31 protein-coding genes and 1 pseudogene are annotated in these 25357 nt (G+C 64.1%); 27 read left to right on the top strand and 5 right to left on the bottom strand.

Annotated features, from left to right (window positions below; translation table 11 throughout):
- Positions 1-120: 120 nt before the first annotated feature.
- The 9 genes from ACLIIZ_RS19885 (at position 121) to ACLIIZ_RS19845 (ending at position 7367) form a co-directional block, all read left to right on the top strand.
- Positions 121-327 carry a cold-shock protein gene (locus ACLIIZ_RS19885; protein ID WP_374328743.1) on the top strand — a complete coding sequence of 69 codons (207 nt, stop codon included), beginning with the start codon at positions 121-123 and terminating at the stop codon, positions 325-327.
- Between the two features lie 125 nt (positions 328-452).
- Positions 453-1475, top strand: a complete 1023-nt coding sequence (locus tag ACLIIZ_RS19880) for a DctP family TRAP transporter solute-binding subunit (RefSeq protein WP_416695204.1) — start codon at positions 453-455, stop codon at positions 1473-1475.
- Positions 1476-1532: 57 nt separating this feature from the next.
- On the top strand, positions 1533-2015 hold the full coding sequence (locus ACLIIZ_RS19875) for a TRAP transporter small permease (RefSeq protein ID WP_416695202.1): 483 nt from the start codon (positions 1533-1535) through the stop codon (positions 2013-2015).
- Complete coding sequence (locus tag ACLIIZ_RS19870; RefSeq protein WP_416695200.1) at positions 2012-3295, top strand: TRAP transporter large permease; 1284 nt, start codon at positions 2012-2014, stop codon at positions 3293-3295. Before ACLIIZ_RS19875 ends, ACLIIZ_RS19870 begins: the two co-directional genes overlap by 4 nt.
- A gap of 90 nt (positions 3296-3385) precedes the next feature.
- Positions 3386-4030 carry an ATP phosphoribosyltransferase gene (gene hisG, locus ACLIIZ_RS19865; protein WP_416695198.1) on the top strand — a complete coding sequence of 215 codons (645 nt, stop codon included), beginning with the start codon at positions 3386-3388 and terminating at the stop codon, positions 4028-4030.
- Positions 4031-5335: a histidinol dehydrogenase gene (hisD, locus tag ACLIIZ_RS19860; protein ID WP_416695195.1), complete on the top strand. Its 1305-nt coding sequence runs from the start codon at positions 4031-4033 to the stop codon at positions 5333-5335.
- Positions 5336-5408: 73 nt separating this feature from the next.
- A complete protein-coding gene (locus ACLIIZ_RS19855) occupies positions 5409-5918 on the top strand; it encodes a chromate transporter (RefSeq protein ID WP_416695193.1) in 510 nt (169 codons plus the stop codon).
- The gene (locus ACLIIZ_RS19850; protein WP_416695190.1) at positions 5915-6433 is read left to right on the top strand and encodes a chromate transporter; all 519 of its coding nucleotides are present in this window, start codon (positions 5915-5917) and stop codon (positions 6431-6433) included. The genes ACLIIZ_RS19855 and ACLIIZ_RS19850 overlap by 4 nt, the downstream gene beginning before the upstream one ends.
- 37 nt (positions 6434-6470) lie before the next feature.
- Entirely contained in the window at positions 6471-7367 is an 897-nt protein-coding gene (locus ACLIIZ_RS19845) for an HDOD domain-containing protein (RefSeq protein ID WP_416695188.1), read from the top strand.
- Here ACLIIZ_RS19845 and hisC read toward each other — a convergent pair.
- A complete protein-coding gene (hisC, locus tag ACLIIZ_RS19840) occupies positions 7329-8399 on the bottom strand; it encodes a histidinol-phosphate transaminase (RefSeq protein ID WP_416695186.1) in 1071 nt (356 codons plus the stop codon). The two genes, ACLIIZ_RS19845 and hisC, sit on opposite strands and share 39 nt — an antisense overlap.
- A 77-nt stretch (positions 8400-8476) precedes the next feature.
- On the opposite strand from hisC, the gene hisB reads away from it, so the two are divergent.
- From hisB to tatC, 10 genes are read left to right on the top strand one after another with little or no spacing between them, the layout of a single operon-like run.
- Positions 8477-9064, top strand: a complete 588-nt coding sequence (gene hisB, locus ACLIIZ_RS19835) for an imidazoleglycerol-phosphate dehydratase HisB (RefSeq protein ID WP_416695183.1) — start codon at positions 8477-8479, stop codon at positions 9062-9064.
- Positions 9064-9705, top strand: coding sequence for an imidazole glycerol phosphate synthase subunit HisH (gene hisH / locus ACLIIZ_RS19830; RefSeq protein ID WP_416695181.1), 642 nt, complete (start codon positions 9064-9066; stop codon positions 9703-9705). The genes hisB and hisH overlap by 1 nt, the downstream gene beginning before the upstream one ends.
- Positions 9706-9745: 40 nt before the next feature.
- Complete coding sequence (gene hisA, locus ACLIIZ_RS19825; RefSeq protein ID WP_416695179.1) at positions 9746-10486, top strand: 1-(5-phosphoribosyl)-5-[(5-phosphoribosylamino)methylideneamino]imidazole-4-carboxamide isomerase; 741 nt, start codon at positions 9746-9748, stop codon at positions 10484-10486.
- The gene (gene hisF, locus ACLIIZ_RS19820) at positions 10486-11244 is read left to right on the top strand and encodes an imidazole glycerol phosphate synthase subunit HisF (protein ID WP_150427335.1); all 759 of its coding nucleotides are present in this window, start codon (positions 10486-10488) and stop codon (positions 11242-11244) included. The genes hisA and hisF overlap by 1 nt, the downstream gene beginning before the upstream one ends.
- Positions 11244-11642, top strand: a complete 399-nt coding sequence (gene hisI, locus ACLIIZ_RS19815) for a phosphoribosyl-AMP cyclohydrolase (protein WP_416695176.1) — start codon at positions 11244-11246, stop codon at positions 11640-11642. Before hisF ends, hisI begins: the two co-directional genes overlap by 1 nt.
- Positions 11639-11968 carry a phosphoribosyl-ATP diphosphatase gene (locus ACLIIZ_RS19810; RefSeq protein ID WP_416695174.1) on the top strand — a complete coding sequence of 110 codons (330 nt, stop codon included), beginning with the start codon at positions 11639-11641 and terminating at the stop codon, positions 11966-11968. The genes hisI and ACLIIZ_RS19810 overlap by 4 nt, the downstream gene beginning before the upstream one ends.
- Positions 11965-12315, top strand: coding sequence for a histidine triad nucleotide-binding protein (locus tag ACLIIZ_RS19805; protein WP_416695170.1), 351 nt, complete (start codon positions 11965-11967; stop codon positions 12313-12315). The genes ACLIIZ_RS19810 and ACLIIZ_RS19805 overlap by 4 nt, the downstream gene beginning before the upstream one ends.
- Positions 12316-12324: 9 nt before the next feature.
- Positions 12325-12555, top strand: a complete 231-nt coding sequence (tatA, locus tag ACLIIZ_RS19800; RefSeq protein WP_374328726.1) for a Sec-independent protein translocase subunit TatA — start codon at positions 12325-12327, stop codon at positions 12553-12555.
- Between the two features lie 54 nt (positions 12556-12609).
- Complete coding sequence (tatB, locus tag ACLIIZ_RS19795; RefSeq protein ID WP_416695168.1) at positions 12610-12984, top strand: Sec-independent protein translocase protein TatB; 375 nt, start codon at positions 12610-12612, stop codon at positions 12982-12984.
- The gene (gene tatC, locus ACLIIZ_RS19790; RefSeq protein ID WP_416695166.1) at positions 12981-13811 is read left to right on the top strand and encodes a twin-arginine translocase subunit TatC; all 831 of its coding nucleotides are present in this window, start codon (positions 12981-12983) and stop codon (positions 13809-13811) included. The genes tatB and tatC overlap by 4 nt, the downstream gene beginning before the upstream one ends.
- A 3-nt stretch (positions 13812-13814) precedes the next feature.
- Here tatC and ACLIIZ_RS19785 read toward each other — a convergent pair whose 3' ends face one another.
- Both ACLIIZ_RS19785 and ACLIIZ_RS19780 read right to left on the bottom strand, forming a co-directional pair.
- Positions 13815-14615, bottom strand: a complete 801-nt coding sequence (locus ACLIIZ_RS19785; protein ID WP_416695163.1) for a class II glutamine amidotransferase — start codon at positions 14613-14615, stop codon at positions 13815-13817.
- A 5-nt stretch (positions 14616-14620) separates the two neighbouring features.
- Positions 14621-15772, bottom strand: coding sequence for a Do family serine endopeptidase (locus ACLIIZ_RS19780; protein ID WP_416695161.1), 1152 nt, complete (start codon positions 15770-15772; stop codon positions 14621-14623).
- A gap of 16 nt (positions 15773-15788) precedes the next feature.
- Between ACLIIZ_RS19780 and ACLIIZ_RS19775 the strand changes: the two genes are divergently transcribed.
- On the top strand, positions 15789-16535 hold the full coding sequence (locus tag ACLIIZ_RS19775) for a Nif3-like dinuclear metal center hexameric protein (protein WP_416695158.1): 747 nt from the start codon (positions 15789-15791) through the stop codon (positions 16533-16535).
- Here ACLIIZ_RS19775 and ACLIIZ_RS19770 read toward each other — a convergent pair.
- A complete protein-coding gene (locus ACLIIZ_RS19770; protein WP_416695156.1) occupies positions 16510-17397 on the bottom strand; it encodes a type IV pilus assembly protein FimV in 888 nt (295 codons plus the stop codon). The two genes, ACLIIZ_RS19775 and ACLIIZ_RS19770, sit on opposite strands and share 26 nt — an antisense overlap.
- A 157-nt stretch (positions 17398-17554) precedes the next feature.
- Here ACLIIZ_RS19770 and ACLIIZ_RS19765 point away from each other — a divergent pair, with 157 nt between their 5' ends.
- The 7 genes from ACLIIZ_RS19765 (at position 17555) to ACLIIZ_RS19735 (ending at position 24400) form a co-directional block, all read left to right on the top strand.
- Positions 17555-18211 (top strand): fumarylacetoacetate hydrolase family protein, encoded by a 657-nt coding sequence (locus ACLIIZ_RS19765; protein ID WP_416695226.1) that lies wholly within the window; start codon positions 17555-17557, stop codon positions 18209-18211.
- An 11-nt stretch (positions 18212-18222) separates the two neighbouring features.
- Positions 18223-19569: an MATE family efflux transporter gene (locus tag ACLIIZ_RS19760; protein ID WP_416695154.1), complete on the top strand. Its 1347-nt coding sequence runs from the start codon at positions 18223-18225 to the stop codon at positions 19567-19569.
- Between the two features lie 132 nt (positions 19570-19701).
- Positions 19702-20862 (top strand): ADP-forming succinate--CoA ligase subunit beta, encoded by a 1161-nt coding sequence (gene sucC, locus ACLIIZ_RS19755; protein WP_416695151.1) that lies wholly within the window; start codon positions 19702-19704, stop codon positions 20860-20862.
- 11 nt (positions 20863-20873) lie between these two features.
- A complete protein-coding gene (gene sucD / locus ACLIIZ_RS19750; protein ID WP_205201932.1) occupies positions 20874-21767 on the top strand; it encodes a succinate--CoA ligase subunit alpha in 894 nt (297 codons plus the stop codon).
- Positions 21768-21843: 76 nt separating this feature from the next.
- On the top strand, positions 21844-22797 hold the full coding sequence (locus ACLIIZ_RS19745) for an ornithine cyclodeaminase family protein (RefSeq protein WP_416695149.1): 954 nt from the start codon (positions 21844-21846) through the stop codon (positions 22795-22797).
- Between the two features lie 71 nt (positions 22798-22868).
- Complete coding sequence (locus ACLIIZ_RS19740) at positions 22869-23702, top strand: Stp1/IreP family PP2C-type Ser/Thr phosphatase (RefSeq protein WP_416695146.1); 834 nt, start codon at positions 22869-22871, stop codon at positions 23700-23702.
- 14 nt (positions 23703-23716) lie between these two features.
- Positions 23717-24400: an FHA domain-containing protein gene (locus ACLIIZ_RS19735; RefSeq protein ID WP_416695143.1), complete on the top strand. Its 684-nt coding sequence runs from the start codon at positions 23717-23719 to the stop codon at positions 24398-24400.
- A 183-nt stretch (positions 24401-24583) separates the two neighbouring features.
- On the opposite strand, the pseudogene ACLIIZ_RS19730 reads toward ACLIIZ_RS19735, so the two are convergent.
- Positions 24584-25228: pseudogene (locus ACLIIZ_RS19730) on the bottom strand (transposase); the annotation flags it as partial.
- Positions 25229-25357: the final 129 nt, after the last annotated feature.

Here is a 25357-nt window from a genome sequence, read left to right as displayed (position 1 = left end):
GCAGCATACTCGCGGGCACGGGATTTCCAGGCAGTGTGTTGTTCCTGCGCCGTTTTCGGTTTGTCAGCTCCTCGGTCTTGATTCTCGGTATTTATTTATTTTTTCCAAGGAAGCTTCAACATGGCAACTGGTACCGTCAAGTGGTTCAACGACTCCAAGGGTTTTGGTTTCATCACGCCGGAAGGCGGCGGTGAAGACCTCTTCGCCCATTTCTCCGCGATTCAGGGCAACGGCTTCAAGACCCTGGCTGAAAACCAGCGCGTTTCCTTCGACATCGTCACCGGTCCGAAGGGCAAGCAGGCAGCCAACATCAACAAGATCGACTGATTCAGTCTTACTTGTGCTGCGAAAGGCCCGGGAAACCGGGCTTTTTTGCGTCTACGGCCGGTTGCGTGGTCGCGGTGGCAGGTCGATAATCGACGGCTTATCCAACCAGACAAGGGGAGACATCGATGTTGCGCAGAACTTTCATCGCGGCGGCCATTGCTGCTGGTTTGCTGGCTAGCGGGGTGGCCCAGGCCCAGACTTACCGCGCCGAGTACCGGCTGTCCACCACCCTCGGTCCGGCCTTCCCCTGGGGGCAGGCCGGCGAGCGCTGGATCGAGCTGGTCCGCGAAAAAACCCACGGCCGCATCAACATCAAGCTCTACGCCGGCAATTCGCTGGTCGGTGGCGAGCAGACCCGCGAGTTTACGGCGATCCGCCAGGGGGTCATCGACATGTCGATTGGTTCGACGATCAACTGGTCGCCGCAGATCAAGGAACTCAACCTGTTCTCGCTGCCTTTCCTGATGCCCGATTACAAGGCGATGGACGCGCTGACCCAGGGCGAAGTTGGCAAGGACCTGTTCGCCGTGCTCGAGAAAAAGGGCGATGTCATTCCTCTGGCCTGGGGCGAGAACGGCTTCCGCGAGATGTCGAACTCGAAGCGGGCGATCACTTCGCCAGCCGACATGAAAGGCATGAAGTTCCGCGTCGTCGGTTCGCCGCTGTACAACGAGACCTTCTCCGCGCTCGGCGCCAACCCGACCCAGATGAGCTGGGCCGACGCCCAGCCGGCGCTGGCGTCCGGCGCTGTCGACGGCCAGGAAAACCCGCTTTCGGTGTTCGTCGCCGCCAAACTGACCAATGTCGGCCAGAAGCACCTGACCTTGTGGCATTACGTCGCCGATCCGCTGATCTTCGTCGTCAACAAGCAGGTCTGGAATAGCTGGACGCCGGCCGACCGCGAGGCGGTTCGCCAGGCGGCGCTGCAGGCCGGGCGCGAAAACGTCGAGAAGGCGCGCAAGGGCATCGCCGGCAGCGACAACGCTGTGCTCAAGCAGATCGAGGCCTCCGGCGTCACCGTCACCCACCTGACGCCGGCGCAGCGCGATGCCTTCGTCCAGGCGACACGGCCGGTCTACCAGAAATGGGCGAAGACGATTGGCGCCGACCTGGTCAAGAAGGCCGAAGCGGCCATCGCCAAACGCTGATCCTTTGTCGCACCAGCCACGCCGGCTTCGGTCGGCGTGGCCTCATTGTCTTTCCCCATGTCGCAATCCGAATCCGCCGCCGCGCGCGGCAAGCTGACGCTCGGGCGCGTCGAGCGCTTCCTGATGGGCGCTTCGATGGCCTTGCTCTGTCTGTTGACGATGGCCAATGTCGTCGTCCGCTATTTCACCGATTTCTCCTTCGCTTTCACCGAGGAAGTCTCCGTCGCACTGCTCGTGGTCATGACCCTGGTCGGCGCTTCGCATGCCTTCAAGACTGGCCATCACATCGCCATCGACTACCTGGTCGCCCGCGGACCGCGCCTGAAGGCTTTTGCTTATCGCTTCTCGATGGCCTGCAGTCTGCTGATGTTCGGCCTGCTCGCCTGGTACGGTGCGCTGATGACCTGGGATGACTACAACTTCGAAGTCACCTCGCCGTCGCTCGGCGTGCCGCAATGGTGGTACACGATCTGGCTGCCGCTGCTCTCGCTGCTGATCGCGCTGCGCGTCCTGGTCCTGCTGCTGCGGGGTGAGAAATGATGGACTGGCTGCTCTTCGGGCTGTTCCTGGCGCTGATGCTGGCCGGCGTGCCGATTGCCGTCGCCATGGGTCTGGCCGGCGTCGCCGTCGTTGCGGTTGCCGATTTCGGCATGCTGTCGCTGCCGACCAACGTCTATACCGGCGTCGCCAAGTATCCGCTGATGGCCATCCCGGTCTTCGTCATCGCCGGGCTGATCTTCGAGCGCGCCGGCGTCGCCGCCGGCATCGTCCGCTTCGTCTCGGCCATCGTCGGCCAGCGCCGTGGCAGCTTGGCGATCGTCGCCATCCTGGTGGCGATGATCATGGGCGGCATTTCCGGTTCCGGGCCGGCCGATTCGGCGGCGGTCGGGGCGGTGATGCTGCCGTCGATGATCAAGGCCGGCTACCCGCGTGCCTTCACCGCCTCGGTGATCGCTTCCGCCGGTTCGACCGGCATCCTGATCCCGCCGTCGATCGCGCTGATCATCTACAGCCTGCTGGTGCCGGCGGCGTCGGTGCCGGCGCTGTTCGCGGCTGGCATCATCCCCGGTATCCTGGTCGGCCTGGCGTTGATCCTGATGGCCTGGTGGTTGTCGGTGCGCAGCGGCTTCGAGGCTGACGTCAGCGAGGCGCGGCCACCGTTCTGGCAGAGCCTGCGCGAAGCGGCGTGGGGGCTGGCAGCGCCGGTGATCATCCTCGGCGGCATGCGCAGCGGCCTGTTCACGCCGACCGAAGCGGCCGTCGTCGCCGTCTTCTACGGCATCTTCGTCGGCACGGTGATCAATCGCCAGCTCGGCTGGAACGACATCTGGAAGGTCTTCGTCGAAGCCGCCGAGATTTCCTCGGTGATCATGATCATCATCGCCCTGGCCAGCGTTTTCGCCTGGGCCAGTTCGACGCTGAGCAGCTTCGACCGGCTGGCGCAGACGGTGCTCGGCAGCGGGCTGAGCGAAACCGGCATGCTGCTGATGATCCAGGGGTTGCTGCTGGTCGCCGGCATGTTCCTCGACGCCATCTCGATCTACTTCATCTTCCTGCCGCTGCTGGTGCCGATCGCCATGCACTTCCAGTGGGATCTGGTGTGGTTCGGCGTGATCATCACGATGAACCTGGCGCTCGGCCAGTTCACGCCGCCGATGGGCGTGAACCTGATGGTTACCTGCCGGATGGCCGGCATCGGCATGGACAGCACGGTGCGCTGGGTGCTGTGGATGGTGCTGGCGATGGGATCGACGGTGCTGCTCGTCACCTTCGTACCGGAACTGGCGCTGTGGCTGCCGCGCCACCTCGGTTACCTGTAGGCGCGCTTTATCGTCCCGATAGCGCGCGTCGCGGCCGGGGCGGCGGGCGCTTGCGGTAAAATGCACTCTTTGTCTTCAGGCTGAACCCCCGTGACGACCATCACCATCGCCCTCTCGAAGGGCCGCATCTTCGACGAAACCCTGCCGCTGCTGGCGGCGGCGGGGATCGTCCCGGCCGAGAATCCGGAGACCTCCCGGAAGCTGATCATCGAGACCAACCAGCCGCAGGTGCGCGTCGTCATCGTCCGCGCCACCGATGTGCCGACCTACGTCCAGTATGGCGCGGCCGACATCGGCGTCGCCGGCAAGGACGTGCTGATCGAGCACGGCGGCGACGGCCTCTATGCGCCGCTCGACCTGAACATCGCCAAGTGCCGGATGATGGTCGCCGTGCCGGAGGGTTTCGACTACGCCAATGCGGTGCGCCAGGGCGCCCGGCTCAAGGTCGCCTCCAAGTACATCAAGACGGCGCGCGAGCACTTCGCCGCCAAGGGCGTGCACGTCGACCTGATCAAACTCTACGGTTCGATGGAACTGGCGCCGCTGGCCGGGCTGGCCGACGCCATCGTCGACCTGGTGTCGACCGGCGGTACGCTGAAGGCCAACAAGCTGGTCGCCGTCGAGCACATCCTCGACATTTCCTCGCGCCTGGTGGTCAACCAGGCGGCGCTCAAGGTCAAGCGCGAAATCCTGCAGCCGATCATCGACGCCTTCGCGCAGGCGGTGGAGAAGTAAATGACGATAGCCATCCAGCGTTTGTCCACGGGCGACGCCGATTTCCCGGCGCAATTGAAGACGCTGCTCGCTTTCGAAGCGGCCGCCGACGACAACATCGAACGCACCGTCGCCGCCATCCTGGGCGATGTCAAGACGCGCGGCGACGCCGCCGTGGTCGACTACAGCAACCGCTTCGACCACCTTTCCGTCGCCTCAATGGCCGACCTCGAACTGTCGCGCGACGAACTGGAAAAGGCGCTCGCCGGCCTGCCCGCCGAGCGCCGCGCCGCGCTCGAAGCGGCCGCCCAGCGCGTGCGTGCCTACCACGAGAAGCAGAGGCTCGACGGCTGGTCCTACACCGAAGCCGACGGCACGTTGCTCGGCCAGATGATCACCCCGCTCGATCGCGTCGGCCTCTACGTGCCGGGCGGCAAGGCGGCCTATCCGTCGTCGGTGCTGATGAACGCGATCCCGGCCAAGGTGGCCGGGGTCAAGGAACTGATCATGGTCGTGCCGACGCCGGGTGGCGAGCACAACCAGCTGGTGCTGGCGGCGGCCTGCCTGGCCGGCGTCGACCGCGTGTTCACCATCGGCGGCGCGCAGGCGGTCGGCGCACTCGCCTACGGCACCGAGAGCGTGCCGCAGGTGGACAAGATCGTCGGTCCGGGCAACGCCTACGTGGCGACGGCCAAGCGTCGGGTGTTCGGTATCGTCGGCATCGACATGGTCGCCGGCCCGTCGGAAATCCTGGTCGTCTCGGACGGTACCGGCAATCCGGACTGGGTGGCGATGGACCTGTTCTCGCAGGCCGAGCACGACGAACTGGCGCAGTCGATCCTGATCTGTATCGACGCCGCCTTCATCGAGCGCGTCCAGGCGAGCATCGAGAAGCTGCTGCCGACGATGCCGCGCCAGGAAGTGATCCGCACCTCGCTGAGCAACCGCGGCGCTTTCATTCTGGTGCGCGACATGGACGAGGCGGTGGCGATCGCCAACCGCGTTGCGCCGGAACACCTCGAGCTGGCGCTCGACAACCCGGACCCGTGGGTGGAAAAGATCCACCACGCCGGTGCCATCTTCATCGGCCACTACACCTCGGAATCGCTTGGCGACTACTGCGCCGGGCCGAACCACGTGCTGCCGACCTCCGGTTCGGCGCGCTTCTCGTCGCCGCTCGGCGTCTACGACTTCCAGAAACGGACCAGCCTGATCAAAGTGTCGCAGGCCGGCGCGCAGACGCTGGGCCGCATCGCATCCACGCTGGCGCACGGTGAGGGCCTGCCGGCACACGCCAAGTCGGCCGAGTTCCGGCTTGCCGACTGATTTTCGGCAAATTCTGCGGCCGACCGTGGATCACCCGCCAAATCCCCAGCGCCCGGACCTCCGGGCGCTTTTTTTGGCCTTCGCCGCGGTCGGCCTGTCCGGTTTCGGCGGCGTGCTGCCGTTCGCCCGGCGCATGCTGGTCGAACAGCGGCGTTGGCTGAGCGCCGAGGAATTCAACGCCCAGCTCGGCCTCTGCCAGTTCCTGCCCGGGCCGAACGTGGTGAACCTGTCGATTGTCGTCGGCAAGCGTTTCCATGGCTGGCGCGGCGCCATCGTTGCGCCGCTCGGCATGTTACTGGCGCCGATGCTGATCGTCCTGCTGCTCGGCATGGCTTACGACCGCTGGGGCCAACTGCCGCTCGCCCAGGAGATGCTGCGCGGCATCGCCGCCGCCGGTTGCGGTCTGCTCTTCGCGATGGCCTGGCGGATGGGCGCGGCGCTGCGCGACAAGGCGCTGTTCCTGCCATTCACCGTGTTGACCGTGGCCGCCATCGCCTGGCTGCGTTGGCCGCTGCCGGCGGTGATGCTGGGCGGGCTGGCGGCGGCCGGCGCGGTGGCCTGGTGGCGATTGGGGCGGCCATGATCGTCGTCCAGCTCTTCCTCGAATTCACGCTGCTTTCCTTCGTCGCCTTTGGTGGCGCCACCGCGCTGCTGCCGGAAATGCACCGGGTCGTCGTCGATCAGCAGCACTGGCTCGATGCCACCACTTTCACCCATCTTTACGCGATTGCCCAGGCGGCGCCGGGACCGAATGTGCTGGTGGTGACGCTGATCGGCTGGGAGATCGCCGGTTTGGCTGGAGCGCTGGCGACGACGCTGGCGATGTGCCTGCCGATGAGCGTGCTGATCTACCTGTTGATCGACCGCTGGGATAGCTTCGCCGGTCGCCGCTGGCAGCAGGCGCTCAGCCTCGGTGTGGCGCCGCTGGCGGTCGGCCTGATCTTTTCCGGGGCGACGCTGATCGCCCAGGCGGCCGGGCTGGGTTGGCGCGGTGGCTTGCTGGTGGTGGCGATCATGGTGTTGAATCTGCGTACGCGTTGGCATCCGTTGTGGTTCATTGCCGCCGGCGCGCTTCTCGGTTCGTCCGGCTGGCTGTGACGGCCGGCGTTTGCAGGAGGGCTTGGGCGAGATGGTGATGCAGGCGCATCAATGGACCTGGGGCATCAACCAGTGGGTGGAATACCTGCGCGACAAGGAATTGCCGGTGCTGCCGGGCACCGCGGCGCGCCTCGCGGCCTTGCGCGACGGCGGTGAGGCGGCGCGGGAAAACCTCTCGGCGCGCGATCTGGTCGATATCGTCTATGGTGATCCCTATCTGGCGCTGAAGCTGCTGCGCCGGGCCGAGGAACGGCGCACCCGGCAACTGGGGCACGACACGACGACGCCGCTGGCGGCCGTCCTGCAAACCGGTTACGACGAGTTGCAGGCGCTGGTCGCCAACAGCAAGGTCTCGGTCGGTCTCTTGCCCGGTTGCCACGCCTGCGAGCAGCGCGCGGTCCTCGCCGCCGTCCTGGCGCGGGCCTGGGCGACGCGCCGGGTGGACGTGCTGCCCGACGAAGTGGCGATGGCGGCGCTGCTGGCGGAAATCGGCGAACTGCTGCTGTGGCATTGCGCGCCGGAAATGACCGACAAGGAAGTTGCCATCTACCAGTGGAACGAGCGCTACTGGGCGCTCCAGCAGCGTACTTCGGAGATGGATTTCACCTTCCGCCAGTTGACCATGGCGCTGGCCCAGTCCTGGGGGCTGCCGACGCTGATCGTCGCCCTGATCAAGGGCGTCGACAGTCCGCGCGCCAATCTCGCCCGGCTCGGCCACGAGGCGGCCAAGGCAGTGATCGGCGAAGCCACCACCCCGGAACTGCTGGCGCTGCTGCAGGAAGTTGGCGCCTTGCTGCCGGCGGTCGATCTGCTGGCGATTGCCGAGCCGCTGCCGCTGGCCGATGAGCCGCGCGCTGCCTTGCAGGCGGCGATTGCCGCCGTCAAGGCCGCCGCGTCAGGCGAGCAGCCGGCGCAGGGCGGCGACCAGGCTTGAGCACTGCTCGTCGCTGCCGACGGTGATGCGCAGGAACTGGTCGATGCGCGGCAGCCGGAAGTGGCGGACGATGATGCCCTCGGCACGCAGCGCTTGCGCGAGTTCGCCGGCGTCGCGTTGCGGGTGGCGGGCGAAGATGAAGTTGGCGGCGGACGGCAGGACGTCGAAACCGAGTTCGGCCAACTGGCCGACCAGCGACTCGCGGCTGGCAATGACCGCCGCGCAGCACTGCCGGAAGTAGGCTTCGTCCTCGATCGCGGCTACGGCGCCGACGATCGCCAGGCGGTCGAGCGGGTAGGAGTTGAAGCTGTTCTTGACCCGTTCCAGCGCCTCGATCAGGTCCGGGTGGCCGACCGCGAAGCCGACCCGCAGCCCGGCCAGCGAGCGCGACTTGGACAGCGTGTGCACGACCAGCAGGTTGTCGTAGCGCTGGGTCAGCGGGATCGCGCTGGTGCCGCCGAAGTCGACATAGGCCTCGTCGACGAGCACCACCGAATCGGGGTTGGCGGCGACGATACGCTCGATCGCGGCGAGCGGCAGCAGGCGGCCGGTCGGGGCGTTCGGGTTGGCGATCAGGATGCCGCCGTTGGCGACTCTGCAGTAGTCGGCCGGATCGATCGAAAAATCGGCGGCGAGCGGCACGGCGACGTGGTCGACGCCGTAGAGCCCGCAATACACCGGGTAGAAGCTGTAGGTGATGTCCGGGAAGAGGAGCGGTGCGTCGTGCTTGAGCAGCGCCTGAAAGGCGTGCGCCAGCACCTCGTCGGAGCCGTTGCCGACGAAGACTTCGCGCGTCGTCACGCCGTGGCGCGCGGCGATCGCCTGCTTCAACAGGTCGGCGTTGGGGTCCGGGTAGAGGCGCAGGCTGGCGCCGTCGTCGCCGAGTTCGGCACGGATCGCCTCGACCACCCGCGGCGACGGCGGGAAAGGATGCTCGTTGGTATTGAGCTTGATCAGGTTGGCGATCTTGGGCTGTTCGCCCGGGACGTAGGGGGTGAGGTCGCGGGCGACCTGGCTCCAGAAGCGGCTCATCGGCTATTCACGGAAGGCGTAAAAATGAGGCGAAATGGTATCATGCCCCTCCGTTCCAACGATTTTTAGCCAAGTCCATGCGGCAAGCCGAAGTCACTCGCAATACCCTGGAAACCCAGATCACCGTCAAGCTCAACCTCGACGGCAGCGGCCAGGGCAAGTTCGCCACCGGCGTTCCCTTCCTCGACCACATGCTCGACCAGATCGCCCGGCACGGCCTGATCGACCTCGACATCGACGCCAAGGGCGACCTGCACATCGACGCGCACCATACCGTCGAGGACATCGGCATCACGCTCGGCCAGGCGCTGGCGAAAGCCTGGGGCGACAAGAAGGGACTGACCCGCTATGGCCACAGCTACGTGCCGCTCGACGAGGCGCTGTCGCGTGTCGTCATCGACCTCTCCGGTCGTCCGGGGCTCGAGTTCAATGTCGATTTCACGCGTGCCGTGATCGGCCAGTTCGATGTCGACCTGGTGGCCGAATTCTTCCATGGCCTGGTCAACCACGCCGGCATGACGCTGCATATCGACAACCTGCGCGGCAAGAATGCGCACCATCAGGCGGAAACCGTGTTCAAGGCCTTCGGCCGGGCGCTGCGCATGGCGGTGACGGCTGATCCGCGGATGGCCGGCTGCATGCCGTCGACCAAGGGCACGCTGTGATGGCTGGCCGGACGATCGCCGTCATCGACTACGGCATGGGCAATCTGCGCTCGGCCGCCAAGGCGGTCGAGCATGTTGCCGCAGGCGCCACCGTCGTCGTCACCGCCGATCCGGCGGTGGTCGCCGCCGCCGAGCGCGTCGTCTTCCCCGGCCAGGGGGCGATGCCCGATTGCATGCGCGAGCTCGACGCCCGTGGCTTGCGCGAGGCGGTGCTGCAGGCGGCGCGTGAGAAACCCTTCCTCGGCATCTGCGTCGGCGAACAGATGCTTTTCGAGAAGAGCGAGGAAGGCGATGTTGCCGGTCTCGGCGTCTTTCCCGGCGTCGTCCGGCGTTTCCCCGAGGCGCGCATGGTCGATGCCAACGGCCAGCGCCTGAAGGTGCCGCACATGGGCTGGAACGAAGTGCAGCAGCGGCCGCATGCGCTGTGGGCGGGAATTGCCGACGCATCGCGCTTCTACTTCGTACACAGCTACTGCGTGCAGGACATCGACCCGGCGCTGACCGTCGGCGTCACCGACTACGGCCTGCCCTTTACCTGTGCGGTGGCGCGGGATAATATCTTCGCGGTCCAGTTCCATCCCGAGAAAAGCGCCCGCGACGGCTTGCAGCTTCTGAAGAACTTCGTCGAATGGCGCCCCTGAACGGCACCTCCCGGAAATTCCCCCTCGCAGACTTTTTCCCATGCTGATCATTCCCGCAATCGACCTGAAGGACGGACAATGCGTCCGCCTCAAACAGGGCCTGATGGAACAGGCCACCGTCTTCTCCGAGAGTCCCGCCGAACAGGCACGGCACTGGCTGGAGCAGGGCGCCCGCCGCCTGCATCTGGTGGACCTCAACGGTGCCTTCGCCGGCAAGCCGAAGAACGCCGCGGCGATCAAGGCGATCCTGGCCGAAGTCGGCGACGAGATTCCGGTTCAGCTCGGCGGCGGCATCCGCGATCTCGATACCATTGAGGCCTGTCTCGACGGCGGTCTGTCCTATGTCATCATCGGCACCGCGGCGGTGAAGAACCCCGGTTTCCTGCACGACGCCTGCACCGCCTTTCCCGGCCACATCATCGTCGGCCTCGACGCCAAGGACGGCAAGGTGGCGACCGACGGCTGGTCGAAGTTGACCGGTCACGATGTCGTGGACCTGGGCAAGAAGTACGAGGATTACGGCGTCGAATCGATCATTTACACCGACATCGGCCGCGACGGCATGCTCTCCGGCATCAACATCGAAGCCACCGTGCGTCTGGCGCAGGCGCTGACCATTCCGGTGATCGCTTCCGGTGGCCTGTCCAACCTCGACGACATCCGCAAGCTGTGCGCGGTCGAAGGCGAAGGCGTTGTCGGCACCATCGCCGGTCGCGCCGTCTACGACGGATCGCTCGACTTCAAGGCGGCACAGGAACTCGCCGACGAGCTGGGCGCCTGATGCTCGCCAAACGCATCATTCCCTGTCTCGACGTCACCGCCGGCCGCGTCGTCAAGGGCACCAACTTCGTCGGCCTGCGCGATGCCGGCGATCCGATCGAGATCGCCCGCCGTTACAACGAGCAGGGCGCCGACGAGGTCACCTTCCTCGACATCACGGCCTCCTCCGATCAGCGCGACATCATCCTGCACATCGTCGAAGCCTGCGCCGAGCAGGTCTTCATTCCGCTCACCGTTGGTGGCGGCGTGCGCAAGGTGGAAGACGTGCGTCGCCTGCTCAACGCCGGCGCCGACAAGGTGTCGATGAACACCGCCGCGGTGCAGAACCCGGATCTGGTTTTCGACGCGTCGAGCAAGGTCGGCTCGCAGTGCATCGTCGTCGCCATCGACGCCAAGCAGGTGGCGCCGGGCAAGTGGCATGTGTTCACGCACGGCGGGCGCAACGATACCGGGCTCGATGCCATCGAATGGGCGAAGAAGGTCGAGGCGCTGGGCGCCGGCGAAATCCTCCTGACCAGCATGGATCGCGACGGCACCAAGAACGGTTTCGACCTGCCGCTGACGCGTGGTGTATCCGATGCGGTGAGGATTCCGGTCATTGCCTCGGGCGGCGTCGGCAACCTGCAACACCTCGCCGACGGCGTTTCCGAAGGGCGCGCCGATGCGGTGCTCGCCGCTTCCATCTTCCATTTCGGCGAATACACGGTGCGCCAGGCCAAGGAGTACATGGCCGCGCGCGGGATCGAAGTGCGACTGTAATGGCCGATCTCGATCACGCCCTCGACTGGCTGGACGCGCTCAAATGGGACGCCGACGGCATGATCCCGGCGATTGCCCAGGATGCCGCGGGGCGTATCGTCATGTTCGCGTACATGAACCGAGAGTCCTTGCAGGAAACGGTACGCAGCGGCAACGCGGTATACTGGTCCAGGTCGCGCTCGCGTCTGTGGCGCAAGGGTGAGGAATCGGGGCATTGGCAGAAGGTCAGCGCCATCCGCACCGACTGCGACGGCGACGTGCTGCTGCTGACGGTCGAGCAGGTCGGCGGCATTGCCTGCCATACCGGCCGGGCCAGCTGCTTTTTCAACGAGTTGCAAGGGGAACGCTGGGTTCCCGTCGATCCGGTTTTGAAAGATCCGAAGGACATTTACCAATGAGCACGCACGACATCCTGCATCGCCTGTCCGAAACCCTGGCGTCGCGCCGTCACGCCGACCCGGAAAAATCCTACACGGCCAAGCTGTTCTCCGAAGGTCCGGACTCGATCCTGAAGAAGATCGGCGAGGAATGCGCCGAGCTGATCATGGCCGGCAAGGACGGCAAGCGCCTGAACATCGTTCGCGAATCGACCGACGTCGTCTATCACATCCTGGTCCTGCTCGCCTTCTACGGCCTGTCGATCGAGGACGTGTCGCAGGAAATGCGCCGCCGTGAAGGGATTTCCGGCATCGACGAGAAGGCCTCGCGGAGCGCCAACAAGTGAGTGACTGCCTGTTCTGCAAGATTGTCGCCGGACAGATTCCGGCGCAGAAGGTGTACGAGGACGAGTTGGTGCTCGCCTTCCGCGACATTCATCCGCAGCGGCCGGTTCATATTCTTGTCATCCCGAAGAAGCATATTACGTCGTTGGCCACAGCCGCTGCCGACGATGCCGACATTCTTGGCCGGATGCTGGTCAAGGCCAACGAGATCGCGGTTGCCGAAGGCAGCCCCAACGGTTTTCGTGTCATCATCAACACGGGTGAGGTGGGGCAGCAGGAAGTGCCCCATCTGCACATGCACATCGTGGGCGGCCCCGATCCGGTCGGTCCCATGCTCAAGCGAATCTAGGAGACAACTATGGGTAGCTTTTCCATCTGGCATTGGCTGATCGTCCTGGTCATCGTCATGCTCGTTTTCGGTACCAAGAAACTGCGCAATGTCGGTCAGGACCTCGGCGGCGCGGTCAAGGGCTTCAAGGACGGCATGAAGGAAGCCAATGCCGACAAGCCGGCGGAGGGTGCTCAGCCGACGCAACAGGTCGGTGGCCAGACCATCGATGTCGAAGTCAAGGAAAAGACCCGGAGCTAAGCGGGCTGGTGATGGCGCGGAGATTACGCGGCATCGCCTGGCACCAATCTTCCCATGTTCGATATCGGCTTTTCCGAACTGATGGTGATCGGGATCGTGGCCTTGCTGGTCATCGGTCCCGAACGCCTGCCCAAGGTCGCGCGCACGCTCGGGCATTTGCTCGGTCGGGCACAGCGCTACGTCAACGACGTCAAGTCCGACATCAATCGCGAAATGCAGCTCGACGAATTGCGCAAGCTGCAGGCGCAGGTCAGCGAATCGGCGCGTTCGCTCGAAAGCTCGGTGCGCCAGGAATTGGACGCCGTGGAGCGTAGCGTATCGACGCCCGTGCAGGCGGCGCTCGATGACCTGCAGGCGGGAGCGACCAAGCTGGAGCAGGATGTCGCTGTGCCGGTGACGGCTGGCGACAGGAGCGACAAGGCAGCATGAGCGAAACCCTGCAGGAAGAATCCTTCATCTCGCATCTGGTCGAACTGCGCGACCGCCTGTTGCGCAGCCTGATCGCGATTGCCGTCGTGATGGGGGCGCTGGCGCTCTATCCCGGCCCGGGCGCCATCTACGATTTTCTCGCCGCGCCGCTGACCAGCGCTCTGCCGGAAGGTACCAAGATGGTGGCGATTGGCGTCGTCACCCCCTTCATGGTGCCGCTCAAGGTCACCGCCATGGTGGCTTTCGTCGTTGCCCTCCCGTTCATCCTTTTCCAGGCCTGGGGCTTCGTCTCGCCCGGGCTGTACGAACATGAGCGGCGGCTGGGTATTCCGCTGATCGTTTCGAGTACGCTGCTGTTCCTGCTCGGCATGGCATTCTGCTACTACTTCGTCTTCGGCCAGGTCTTCCATTTCATTGCCGGTTTTGCGCCCAAGAGCATCACGCCGGCGCCGGATATCGAAGCCTACCTGTCCTTCGTGATGACCATGTTCCTGGCCTTCGGCCTTGCCTTCGAAGTGCCGGTGGCGCTGGTCGTGCTGGTCAAGCTGCGTGTCGTCAGCGTCGACAAGCTCAAGGAATGGCGTTCCTATTTCATTGTCGGCGCCTTCGTTGTCGCCGCCGTGGTCACGCCGCCGGACGTCGTATCGCAACTGGCGTTGGCGGTCCCGATGTGCCTGCTTTACGAACTGGGTCTGCTGGCGGCGCGTCTGGTTTCCAAGCCGGCGCCGGAGGCCGCCGAGGACGATGGCGCAGCCAAGGTCGAAGCTGAACTCGATGCTGAAATGGCGCAGGCCGAAGCGGAATTCCGCAAACTGACCGAGAAGTAAGCGTCAGCGATGTGGCGGTCCGGGCCGGGTCGGGCATTGCCCGACCACCGCGCCATCGTGAAAACGCCACAGGCTGCCGGGCGGCATCTCCGTCCAGGCTTCGTTGTCGGTCAGCGGCAGCGTGGCGATTACCGCGACGCGATCCTTCTCGGTTGTGACTTCACGGAAATCGACCGTGAGGTCCTGATCTTTCAGGTGGGCTTCGGCAAACGGCGCCTGGCGCACGATGTAGCTGAGCCGCGTCGAGGCATGGGCGAACAGGCAGTCGCCGTTGGAGAGCAGGAAATTGCACTCGCCGTGCGCGGCAAGTAGTAGCGTCAGTTCGCGCAATCTGTCGAATAGTGCTGCCGGTGCCGGCGGGGCTTCGCCGAAGCTACGCCGGAATTCCTGCAGCAGCCAGCAGAAGGCGCGTTCGCTGTCGGTATCGCCGACCGGCAGGAAGCTGCCGTCCAGCTTCGGTGAAAAATCGAGCAGATTGCCGTTGTGGGCAAAGATCCAGTAGCGTCCCCAAAGTTCGCGCATGAACGGGTGGGTGTTCTCGAGCCGTACCGATCCCTGCGTCGCCTTGCGGATATGGGCGATCACGTTCTGCGAGCGGATCGGGTAGCGGGCGACCAGTTCGGCGATCGGCGAACGGGCCGAGGGCTGAGGATCGAGGAAGAGGCGGGCGCCGCGCTGCTCGAAGAAGGCGATGCCCCAGCCATCGGCGTGCAAGTCGGTGGCGCCGCCGCGCGCCTGGAAACCGGAAAAGGAAAAGCAGATGTCAGTCGGCACATTGCAGTTCATGCCGAGCAACTGGCACATCCTGCTTACTCCGCGTTGCGCAAGGGCGGACGCTTGCCGATGCCGACCTGCAATTCGAGGATGCTCTTGTCGCGACGCAGGCGGAAGGCAGCATGGCTTTCCGGTTTCAAGTCGGCGATCAGATCGAGCATCACTTGCGGGTCGCCGACCAGTTTGCCGTCGATCGACAGCAGGACGTCGCCGGGGCGGATGCCTGCCTTGTCGGCCGGGCTGCCGCGCACGACGCCGGCAATCAGTGAACCTTCGGTGCCCGGCAGGCCGAAGGACTCGGCCAGTTCGGCGGTGATTTCCTGGGCTTCGACGCCGATCCAGCCGCGCGTCACCGAGCCGTTTTCGATAATCTGTTCCATGATGCTGCGGGCGCTGGAGGCCGGGATCGCGAAACCGATGCCGTGGTTGCCGCCGGTGCGCGAATAGATCGCGGTATTGATGCCGACCAGGTTGCCGACGCTGTCGATCAGGGCGCCTCCCGAATTGCCGGGGTTGATCGCAGCATCGGTCTGGATGAAGTTCTCGAAGGTGTTGATGCCCAGGTGCGAGCGGCCGAGCGCGGAAACGATGCCCATCGTCACTGTCTGGCCAACGCCGAAGGGGTTGCCGATGGCGAGGACGACATCGCCGACACGCAGGTTGTCGACCTGGCCGAAGGTGATCGCCGGCAGCTCCTTGGCATCGATCCGCAGGACGGCGAGATCGGATTCCGGGTCGCTGCCGACAGTGCGGGCGCGGTAGGTCTTGCCGTCGTTGAGCGAAACCTGGATGTCGTCGGCGGCTTCGATGACGTGGTAATTGGTCAGGATATAGCCGTTCTGGCTGACGATGACGCCGGACCCGAGACCGGAATTGCGTTGGGTTTCGCCGTCCTGACGGTCGCCGAAGAAGTGGCGGAAGATCGGGTCGTCGAACAAGGGGTGGCGTTGCTGGCGGACCTGCTGTGTCGTGTAGATATGAACCACTGACGGCAGCGCGGCGCGCGCCGCATCACGATAGGAGCCGGCCGGAGCCGGCTGTCCGTCTTCGCTGGGTTGCGCCGTCTGCAGAGCGACCACCCGTTGTCCACGGCTGGGCAACCACTCAGGCTTCAGCGTCGACAGCGTGAAGAGGACGGCCACCGCAACGGTGACCGTTTGTGCAAAAATCAGCCACAACCTATGCATGAGAAAGTGCGAGACGATGAGACGCGAAGAGTTGGCGCGGTATCTGGATGAGTTGCTGCAAGCCGCGAAGTTCCGGGATTATTGCCCAAACGGCCTGCAAGTGGAAGGTCGAGACGAAGTGCGGCGCATCGTCGCCGGGGTTACCGCCAGTCAGAAGCTGCTCGACCTTGCGGTCGCCCGCCACGCCGATGCGGTGCTCGTCCACCATGGTTATTTCTGGAAAGGCGAGGACCCCTGCGTCACCGGCCTGCGGCGGCGCCGGCTGGCGACCCTGCTCAAGAGCGATCTCAGCCTGTTTGCCTACCACCTGCCGCTCGACGCGCATCCCGAACTGGGCAACAACGCGCAACTGGCCGCCCGCTTCGGCTGGCAGCCGGAGGGGCGTTTCGGTGAGCAGGAGATCGGCTGGTACGGCAGCCTGCCTGCGCCGGCGTCGTTGGCCGAGGTGGCGGCCGGGGTGGCGACGGTACTTGGCCGTCAGCCCTTGTTGCTGGGCGATCCCGCTCGCAGCATCAGGCGGGTGGCCTGGTGCTCCGGGGGGGCTCAGGGGTATTTCGAACAGGCGATCGAGCTTGGGGTCGATCTCTATCTCTCCGGTGAGGTATCGGAGCCGACCCTGCATCTGGCCGAGGAGAGCGGCGTCGCTTACCTGGGCGCCGGACACCACGCCACCGAGCGCTACGGCGTGCAGGCGCTGGCCGCGCACCTTGAGCGCGCACTGGGCGTCGAATGCGAATTCATCGATCTTGATAACCCGGCATGAGGCGGCCGATGCGCTGTAGCAGCAGGGCGCTCAAGGCGCCGCCGATCAGGGTGCCGAAGATCAGTTCCAGCCACTGTCGCCAGTATGCGTTTTCCGTTTTGCTCTCCGGTGCGCTGGCCATCGCGCCGAGCGGACCGGCGGCGGGTGGGTCGGTAAGAGCCATTGCCAACTGCAGTTCGTGGCGTGCGTTTTGGGCTTGGGTCTGCAGTTCGATGGCTTGATCGAGCGCCTGCAGGCTGTCGTTGAGTCTTGCCAGGCTGGTTTCCATGCGTAGCAGTCGGTCTTCGGTCGCTGCGGCCAGGTCGTCTCCGGGGGGGCTGGAGAGCTGATCACTGACCACCAGGCGATCGGCCTGACGCTGGTGTTCCTCGGCCAGTCGTTTCAGGGGGCTGGGGGCGGTCACGTTGCCGCCGGTCTGATGGCTTTTCTTGCCGACGGAGGCGTCACGCTGCTTCTTCCTTGTTGTGCCAGGAGCGGATTCTTGCCGTGTTGTGGTAGCCGAATCCAGGTGTTTCGTGTCGACGGACATCCGGCTGGTCGGCAACTGGGGCATGACGAAGTAGTCGCGCTGCAATTCGCTGCCGCATTCGGCGCGGACCCGCAGCATGGCAAGCGGTTCCTTCAGCGCGCCATCGCCGATGATATGGAGGAGCAGGCCATCGCGGCGTTTTTCCAGCAGCAGTCGAGCGCGTGGAATGACCGGTAGCTCGGCGTCACGAATCGTTTCCAGGCGAAAGCAGTTGCTGTCAAGCTTGTCGTCCGGGCCGGCGCTGACTGGAATTTCGGCCCGCAGAGGTTCGCCGAGCTGGGAATGCACTGTCAGTTCGCCGAGACCGGCGGCGAAGCCGGTCAGGGGAAGCATGAGCAGGCTAAGGAGCTGGGTCTGGCTGGGCTTCACGGGGAGAAACGGGCTAACATGGCGAACTGTGATGGCGAAAGTATTGCACATTTGCCGCTGAATGACGGGATCATTTATGCCTTTTTTCTTTCCTCCTCATCCGCAAACGAGCTTGCCCGTCGTGGGTAGCGAGCTGCGTTTCCCGGTTCGCCGGATTTTCTGCGTCGGCCGCAACTATGCCGAGCACGCTCGCGAAATGGGGGCCCTGGCCCAGGCAGAAGGGCTCGAGCCGCCCTTTTTCTTCTGTAAGCCTGGCGATGCCCTGGTCGGTGGCGATGGGGAGTTGGCCGTGGCTTATCCGCCGCTGACCGGGAACCTGCATCACGAGGTCGAATTGGTCGCGGCGCTCGGCGCTGGCGGCGCCAATGTCGATGTCGCGGCGGCGCCTGCACTGGTCTTCGGCTACGGCGTCGGGCTCGACCTGACGCGCCGCGACCTGCAGGCCAAGGCGAAGGAAAAGGGACACCCCTGGGACATGGGCAAAGGCTTCGACCAGTCGGCAGTGTGTGGCCCGCTGGCTACGGTCGGACAGGTGGGGCATCCGGCCAGCGGGGCGATCTGGCTCAAGGTCAACGGCGCGTTCAGGCAGCGGGGCGATCTGGCCCAGATGGGCTGGAAAGTGGCCGACATCATTGCCAACCTCTCGACGCTCGTGCGCCTGGAGGCCGGAGATCTGATCTATAGCGGCACACCCGCCGGGGTCGGCCCGTTGCAACGGGGCGATAGCCTTGAGGGAGGTGTGGACGGGCTGCCTGGGTTGCGCGCGCGCATCGTTTGAAATCGCCTCGAATGTCGTCGATGCTGAGCGCGATGCGCGCCCTGGCGGCGCATGCCTTGCCGATCCTGATTGCCCAGCTGGCGTCGATCGGCATGATGGTGGTCGATACGGCGATCCTCGGTCACGTCTCTTCCGCCGATCTGGCGGCGGTGGCGATCGGCGGCGGTATTCATGTATCACTGGTGTTCGGTCTGGTCGGGATCGTGCAGGCGGTGGCGCCTGTGGTCGCTCACCTGCATGGCGCGCGCCGCCAAGACGAGGTGGCAGGTGTCCTGCAGCAGGGGTTCTGGCTGGCGCTGTTCCTTGCTGTGCCAGGAATTCTCTTTCTGCGTGCGCCGGATTTCGCGCTGGCACCGTTTGCAATGGACGTCGAAGTGGGAGCCAAGGTTCGCGATTATCTCGCCTGGCTCGCCTGGAGCTTGCCGGCGGCATTGCTCTATCGGACCTTCTATGCCTTCTGCAATGCGCTGGGGCGTCCCCGGGTATTGATGGGAATCGGCCTCGCCGCGCTTGCCCTGCACGGGCTGTTGGCCTGGGGGCTGGCTTTGGCCGGATGGACGGGGGAGGCGCTCGGGGTTGCCGGTTGCGCCATATCGAACGTTGCAGTCGGCTGGCTGGCCTGTCTGGGAGGCGCGGCCTGGCTGCATTGCGGCGAACTGGGGCGGCGTTACCGGCCCTTTTCCGCGTGGCAGGCGCCGCGTTGGAAAACCTGGCGGGAATTGCTGCGCATCGGCTTGCCGATGGGCTTCTCCAATCTGGTGGAAATCACCGCGTTCACGCTGGTCAGCCTGTTTGTCGCCGGGTTGGGGGCGACGGTGGTTGCAGGACATCGCATCGTCGCCAATTTGTCGGCGCTGACTTACATGCTGCCACTATCGTTGGCCATTGCGTGCATGGCGGCGGTCGGGCAGGCCCTCGGGGCGCGGGATTTTTCGGGCGTTCGGGCGTTGGTGCGGGCGGGGATGGCGATGGCGGCAATCGGTTCGCTGGTGGTCGGACTTCTCTTGTGGCTCGCTGCCTTTCCGCTGGTCGCCGCCTATACCGACGATGCGGCGGTGCGGGCGGTTGCTCTGGGCCTGATCGGTTATGTGGCGATCTACCAGTTTTTCGATGCCTTGCAGACGATCGCCGGGCATGTGCTGCGTGCCTACCGGGTGACCTTCGTGCCGATGTTGATCCAGACCTTCTGCTTCTGGGGGGTCGCGCTGGGCGGTGGTGCCTGGCTCTGTTACCGGGCACCGACGCCGCTCGGCGTTGCCGGTTTCTGGCTGGCGGCAGTGCTCAGTCTGACGACTGCGGCGGCCTTGCTTCTGCCTCTGCTACGAAGGGTGATGCGCTGGGCGGAAGAGGTTTCGTAATTATGAATTTTGGCGCGTAATAATTTGTAGCGGCTGTGGTAAGATTTTCGGTTCAAAGAAGTAGAAACGAGCGACGCAGGGGGTGTCGACGTCGTTCAAACCTCACAACTCAACTCAACGCAAGGAAAGCGCATGAAAATTCACGAATATCAGGGCAAGCAAATCCTGAAGAAATTCGGCGTTACGGTTCCGCGCGGGATTCACTGCACGACCGTCGATGATGCGGTCAAGGCAGCGGAGACCCTGGGCGGCAAGGTCTGGGTGGTCAAGGCGCAGATTCACGCCGGTGGCCGTGGCAAGGGCGGTGGCGTCAAGGTTGCGACCTCGCTTGAGAAAGTGCGTGAATACGCCGACCAGATTCTCGGCATGCAACTGGTCACGCACCAGACCGGCCCTGAAGGTCAGAAGGTCCGCAACCTGCTGATCGAGGAAGGCGCCGATATCCAGCACGAATACTACGTTGCCGCGCTGACCGACCGCGCCACGCAATCGGTGGCGATGATGGCCTCCTACGAAGGTGGCATGGACATCGAGGAAGTCGCCCACAAGACCCCGGAAAAGATCGTCAAGGTCTTCATCAACCCGCTGGTCGGCCTGACCGACGAGCAGGCCCTGGAGCTCGCCAAGGGCATGGGCATGAACGAAGCTTCGATCCCGCAGTGCGTTGAGACGCTGAAGAACCTCTACACCTGCTACATGGAAACCGACGCCTCGCTGGCCGAGATCAACCCGTTGATCCATGAAGCCGACGGTACCGTCAAGGCGCTCGACGCCAAGTTCAACTTCGACTCCAACGCCCTCTATCGCCAGCCGGAAATCGTCGCCATGCGTGACCTGGACGAAGAAGACGCTGACGAAATCGAAGCCTCCAAGTTCGACCTCGCCTATATCTCGCTCGACGGCAACATCGGCTGTCTGGTGAACGGTGCCGGTCTGGCCATGGCCACGATGGACACCATCAAGCTGTTCGGTGCCGAGCCGGCCAACTTCCTCGACGTCGGCGGCGGCGCCACGACCGAGAAGGTCACCGAAGCCTTCAAGATCATGCTCAAGAACACCAAGGTCAAGGGCATCCTGGTCAACATCTTCGGCGGCATCATGAAGTGCGACACCATCGCCACCGGCGTCGTTGCCGCGGCCAAGGAAGTCAACCTGTCCGTGCCGCTGGTCGTCCGCATGAAGGGCACCAACGAAGACCTGGGCAAGAAGATCCTCAAGGATTCCGGCCTGCCCATCATCTCTGCCGATTCCATGGCTGAGGCCGCCACCCAGATCGTCGCTGCGGTCAAGTAAGGAGCCACCGAATGTCTATCCTGATCAACAAGAACACCAAGATCATCACCCAGGGCATCACCGGCAAGACCGGTCAATTCCACACGGAAAAGTGCCAGGAGTATGCAAACGGCAAGGAATGCTTCGTTGCCGGCGTGAACCCGAAGAAGGCCGGCGAGTCGATCTTCAACATCCCCATTTACGCTTCGGTCAAGGAAGCCGCCGCTGAAACCGGCGCCACCGTTTCCGTCATCTACGTGCCGCCCGCCGGTGCTGCTGCCGCGATCTGGGAAGCTGTCGAAGCCGACCTCGATCTGGCGATCTGCATCACCGAAGGCATTCCCGTCCGCGACATGCTGATGGTGCGCAACAAGATGAAGGAAAAGGAAGCCAAGGGCGGCAAGAAGACCCTGCTGCTCGGTCCGAACTGCCCCGGTCTGATCACCCCGGACGAAGTGAAGATCGGCATCATGCCGGGTCACATCCACCGCAAGGGTCGTATCGGCGTGGTCTCCCGTTCCGGCACGCTGACCTACGAAGCCGTCGGTCAACTGACCGAACTGGGCCTCGGCCAGTCGTCCGCGGTCGGTATCGGTGGTGACCCGATCAACGGTCTGAAGCACATCGACGTCATGAAGATGTTCAACGACGACCCGGATACCGACGCCGTCATCATGATCGGCGAAATCGGCGGTCCGGACGAAGCCGAAGCCGCTCAGTGGTGCAAGGCCAACATGAAGAAGCCGATCGTCGGCTTCATCGCTGGCGTTACCGCGCCGGCCGGCAAGCGCATGGGTCACGCTGGTGCCCTGATCTCCGGCGGTGCCGATACCGCCGATGCCAAGCTCGCCATAATGGAAGAGTGCGGCTTCAAGGTGACGCGCAACCCGTCGGAAATGGCCAAGCTGCTGAAAGCGATGCTGTAAAATACGGCGCAAGCTCAACCGGAAAGGCGGGCCGCGTGCCCGCCTTTTTTTTGCCCGATCGCTGGAGAAAACAAGCGTGGCAGTATTCCTTTCCGAAAATGATGTCAGGCAGGTGTTGACCGTGGATATGGCGCTCGCCGCGGTCGAGTCAGCGCATCGCGACCTGGCACAGGGGCAAGCCCTCGATACCCCGCGCCAGCGCAGCCGGCTGCCGCAAACCGTGCTGCACATTCTGCAGGGGGCGCTGCCGGCGCAAGGCGTAATCGGCTACAAGGCCTATACCAGCAACCGTTCCGGCAATCGTTTCCTGGTCCATCTGTTCGATGCGGCGAGCGGTGTTCTGCTGGCGATCATCGAGGCCGACTATCTTGGCATGATGCGCACAGGCGCCGCCAGCGGCGTCGCGGCGCGCTGGCTGGCGCGGCCGGATGCGACGGTGGCCGGTGTCTTTGGCAGTGGCTGGCAGGCGGAGGGGCATGTACGGGCGATTTGTGCCGCATTGCCGATCGAGTTGGTCAAGGTGTATGGGCGTCAGCCTGAAAAACTTCGGGACTTCTGCGCCCGCATGAGCGAGGCCACCGGGCGTCGCGTGGTCGCCGCCGCTGATGCCGAAGATGTCGTGCGCGACAGCGACCTGCTCGGCACCGTCACCAGTGCGGCCCGTCCGCTGTTCGAGGCCGAGTGGCTGCGACCGGGGACGCACATCAATGCCGCCGGTTCGAATGCGTTGATCCGTCAGGAGTTGTCGGAGGCGGCCGTCCGCCGTTGCGAGTTGATCGTCGTTGACGCCGTGCCGACGGCGCTGGCGGAAGCCGGCGACCTGCTGCCGCTGCTGGAGAAAGGAAGGCTGCATCCCCGGCAATTGACCGAGTTGGGCGACATCATCATCGGCCGTCATAGCGGACGCCGAGATGCGGAGCAGTTGACCCTCTTCGAGTCGCAGGGAATGGCCATTCAGGATCTTGCGCTGGCCCGTCAGGTACTGGAGGCTGCGCTGGCGGGGGGCCTTGGGCGGGAATTGCCGCTGTAGTGAGTTTGACCGCTGACGAGGCAATCCTGATAATACGCCGGCATGAGGCGAAGGGAAGGAACGACAAGGAAATGCAGACGCCCGACGAACGGACGGTGCAGCACGAGGTGCTGGATGTGGCAATGCGCAGCGACCCCGGCATGGTGCGTTCGCATAACGAAGACGCGGTATTCGTCGACGCCGAGCTGGGGCTCGCCATTCTCGCCGACGGCATGGGCGGCTACAAGGCGGGCGAAGTGGCAAGCGGCATGGCGACGACCCTGCTCGCCAACAGTTTCTCCCGCCTGCTGGTCGGCCCGACTGCCGATCCTGAACTGTTGCGGCGCCCGGAGCAACTGATCCATGATGAAATCTGCGGTACCAACGCAGCCATATTCAACGCCTCGCAAAGTGAGCCGCAGTACTCCGGCATGGGAACCACCCTGGTTTTCGCCTGGCTTCTGGGGCAACGCCTTTACCTTGCCCACGTTGGCGACTCCCGCGCCTACCGCTGGCGCAATCAGGATCTGCAGCGCCTGACCAAGGATCACTCGCTACTCCAGGAGCAAATCGACAGCGGTACGATCAGCCTCGAGGAAGCGCGTTATTCCGCCAACCGCAATCTCGTGACGCGAGCGCTGGGCATCGAGCCAGAAGTTGAAGTCGATATTGCCGCGCACGAATTTATCGAAGGCGATCTGCTCCTGCTATGCTCGGATGGCCTGAATGACATGCTCAGCGACGACGAGATTTCCGAAATCCTGGATCTGCATGCCGATTGTCTGGTAGCCGCAGCCGAGTGTCTGATCGAACGCGCCAACGATGCCGGTGGGCGCGACAATGTTTCGGTCATACTGGTCCGCATGCCGGGTATTGGCGTGGCAACGGGTAGCTGGTGGCACAGGCTGCTGGCAAAACTCAAATAAACGAGGGGAAGAAGATGGCGAAACTGATCCTTTCCATGGACGGACTGGTGCTCAAGGAAATCCTGCTGGACAAGGAGCGTCTGACGATCGGCCGCAAGCCACACAACGACATCCAGATCGACAATCTGGCTATTTCCGGCGAGCACGCCGTCGTGGTCACCATCCTCGACGATTCTTTCCTCGAAGATCTCAACAGCACCAATGGCACCTTGGTTAACGGGCAGGCGGTAAAGAAACACTTCCTGCGCAACCATGACGTCATTGAACTCGGCAAGTACCGTCTCAAGTACCTTACCGATGCCCAGGCGCAGCCGACGGAGAGTGCCGCTCCCGGCCGTGTCGCCCCCCCAAAGACGCCCGCCGAGCTGGCGCTGGCGCCAAGTAGCGAGCCTACGCGATCCAATATTGGCACCACTTCCCGCCCAACGGCGCTGCCGCCGGCCGCCATTCAGCTACTCAACGGCCCCAATGCCGGCAAGGAACTGATGCTGCAGAAAACCCTGACCACCCTGGGCAAGCCGGGCACCCAGGTCGCCGTCATCGCCCGCCGGCCGCATGGCTACTTCATCACTCACGTCGAAGGTACCGTCTTCCCCATCCTCAACGGCGAGACGCTCGATACCCAGGCACATCCCTTGGGCGATCACGATGTGATCGAAATTGCCGGCACCAAGATGGAGTTTTTCTTCAAGGCCTGAATCGTATCGCAGGGCTAGCAGGGTGGTGAGAAACTCAAGGTGGCTCCCGATTTTCTTTCCCTGCCGAGATTTTTTAAGGGGCGGCAGCCCCGACGGCCCGGTTTTTCGGGCCTTTCCGCCCTTTGTGGTGGGGCTTGCAGCCCCATTTCCCCGCCACCGGGCCGGCAGCGGGCGCACCTCGCCCTATGTGGGCAGCAATTTCATCCTCGGCGCCAGCAAGGTTTGCAGCCGGGTCAGGTTGTAGGCGGCAAAGCAGAGGAGCGCCTGGCCGGCAAGTTTGGCCACGCCCTTGTGGCGGGCCTTCCGCAAGCCACCGACGGTCTTGATCCAGCCGAATGCCTCTTCAATCATCTTGCGGCGCTTCAGGCTCAGGGCGTAGCCCTTACCCCGGGCCGTGCGGCCATCGACCGCGCTACCGCTCATCTTCCTTGCCACGTGGGCCTTGATGCCCAGACCCTGAAGATGGCCCACGAAATCCGCCGTGTCGTAGCCCTTGTCCGCGCCCACCGTCGCCCCCGACTGGACGGTGCGGCCGATCATCCGTTTGGCCGCTTCCCATTCGGCAGTACCGCTGGCCTGGGTGGTTTCCACATCAACGACGAGGCCGTTGCGGTTCTCGGAGAGGGCATGGGTCATGAAGCGCAGCTTGGCTTCGGTGAATTCCCCCTTCTTGAACAAGCGGGCTTCCCCATCAGTGGTGCTCTCATGGGTAGCGTTGCTGCGCTTCTCGCCACTGAAATCCACACTCGGATTGAGCCCCGACGGGCGATCCGGACCGCTACCATCCTTCCGGACGAAGCTCTTGTGGCTCGCCCAGGCGTCGATCAAGCGTAAGCCCCCGGCAAACCCAGCTTGATTTCTGACTCAGTCTATCGATTCGAGCCGCCAGCGATGCGGCAGCAATTCGCCGATCCGGCTGTTGGGCTGGGTTGGCAGGCGAGACAGGATGTCTTTCAG

Source organism: Azonexus caeni (assembly GCF_048146105.1).
GTDB classification, from domain to species: Bacteria; Pseudomonadota; Gammaproteobacteria; order Burkholderiales; family Rhodocyclaceae; genus Azonexus; species Azonexus aromaticus_B.
The sequence above is the reverse complement of the archived record's forward strand: the minus strand, read 5'-3'. Positions and strand labels throughout refer to the sequence as shown.

Excerpts from the sequence above, each read along its gene's own strand:
- ACLIIZ_RS19885 (WP_374328743.1), top strand. The coding sequence starts at position 121 with ATGGCAACTGGTACCGTCAAGTGGTTCAACGACTCCAAGGGTTTTGGT.
- ACLIIZ_RS19880 (WP_416695204.1), top strand. The coding sequence starts at position 453 with ATGTTGCGCAGAACTTTCATCGCGGCGGCCATTGCTGCTGGTTTGCTG.
- ACLIIZ_RS19875 (WP_416695202.1), top strand. The coding sequence starts at position 1,533 with ATGTCGCAATCCGAATCCGCCGCCGCGCGCGGCAAGCTGACGCTCGGG.
- ACLIIZ_RS19870 (WP_416695200.1), top strand. The coding sequence starts at position 2,012 with ATGATGGACTGGCTGCTCTTCGGGCTGTTCCTGGCGCTGATGCTGGCC.
- hisD (WP_416695195.1), top strand. The coding sequence starts at position 4,031 with ATGACGATAGCCATCCAGCGTTTGTCCACGGGCGACGCCGATTTCCCG.
- ACLIIZ_RS19850 (WP_416695190.1), top strand. The coding sequence starts at position 5,915 with ATGATCGTCGTCCAGCTCTTCCTCGAATTCACGCTGCTTTCCTTCGTC.
- ACLIIZ_RS19845 (WP_416695188.1), top strand. The coding sequence starts at position 6,471 with ATGCAGGCGCATCAATGGACCTGGGGCATCAACCAGTGGGTGGAATAC.
- hisC (WP_416695186.1), bottom strand. The coding sequence starts at position 8,399 with ATGAGCCGCTTCTGGAGCCAGGTCGCCCGCGACCTCACCCCCTACGTC.
- hisB (WP_416695183.1), top strand. The coding sequence starts at position 8,477 with ATGCGGCAAGCCGAAGTCACTCGCAATACCCTGGAAACCCAGATCACC.
- hisH (WP_416695181.1), top strand. The coding sequence starts at position 9,064 with ATGGCTGGCCGGACGATCGCCGTCATCGACTACGGCATGGGCAATCTG.
- hisA (WP_416695179.1), top strand. The coding sequence starts at position 9,746 with ATGCTGATCATTCCCGCAATCGACCTGAAGGACGGACAATGCGTCCGC.
- hisF (WP_150427335.1), top strand. The coding sequence starts at position 10,486 with ATGCTCGCCAAACGCATCATTCCCTGTCTCGACGTCACCGCCGGCCGC.
- hisI (WP_416695176.1), top strand. The coding sequence starts at position 11,244 with ATGGCCGATCTCGATCACGCCCTCGACTGGCTGGACGCGCTCAAATGG.
- ACLIIZ_RS19810 (WP_416695174.1), top strand. The coding sequence starts at position 11,639 with ATGAGCACGCACGACATCCTGCATCGCCTGTCCGAAACCCTGGCGTCG.
- tatA (WP_374328726.1), top strand. The coding sequence starts at position 12,325 with ATGGGTAGCTTTTCCATCTGGCATTGGCTGATCGTCCTGGTCATCGTC.
- tatB (WP_416695168.1), top strand. The coding sequence starts at position 12,610 with ATGTTCGATATCGGCTTTTCCGAACTGATGGTGATCGGGATCGTGGCC.
- tatC (WP_416695166.1), top strand. The coding sequence starts at position 12,981 with ATGAGCGAAACCCTGCAGGAAGAATCCTTCATCTCGCATCTGGTCGAA.
- ACLIIZ_RS19785 (WP_416695163.1), bottom strand. The coding sequence starts at position 14,615 with ATGTGCCAGTTGCTCGGCATGAACTGCAATGTGCCGACTGACATCTGC.
- ACLIIZ_RS19780 (WP_416695161.1), bottom strand. The coding sequence starts at position 15,772 with ATGCATAGGTTGTGGCTGATTTTTGCACAAACGGTCACCGTTGCGGTG.
- ACLIIZ_RS19775 (WP_416695158.1), top strand. The coding sequence starts at position 15,789 with ATGAGACGCGAAGAGTTGGCGCGGTATCTGGATGAGTTGCTGCAAGCC.
- ACLIIZ_RS19770 (WP_416695156.1), bottom strand. The coding sequence starts at position 17,397 with ATGCTTCCCCTGACCGGCTTCGCCGCCGGTCTCGGCGAACTGACAGTG.
- ACLIIZ_RS19760 (WP_416695154.1), top strand. The coding sequence starts at position 18,223 with ATGTCGTCGATGCTGAGCGCGATGCGCGCCCTGGCGGCGCATGCCTTG.
- sucC (WP_416695151.1), top strand. The coding sequence starts at position 19,702 with ATGAAAATTCACGAATATCAGGGCAAGCAAATCCTGAAGAAATTCGGC.
- sucD (WP_205201932.1), top strand. The coding sequence starts at position 20,874 with ATGTCTATCCTGATCAACAAGAACACCAAGATCATCACCCAGGGCATC.
- ACLIIZ_RS19740 (WP_416695146.1), top strand. The coding sequence starts at position 22,869 with ATGCAGACGCCCGACGAACGGACGGTGCAGCACGAGGTGCTGGATGTG.
- ACLIIZ_RS19735 (WP_416695143.1), top strand. The coding sequence starts at position 23,717 with ATGGCGAAACTGATCCTTTCCATGGACGGACTGGTGCTCAAGGAAATC.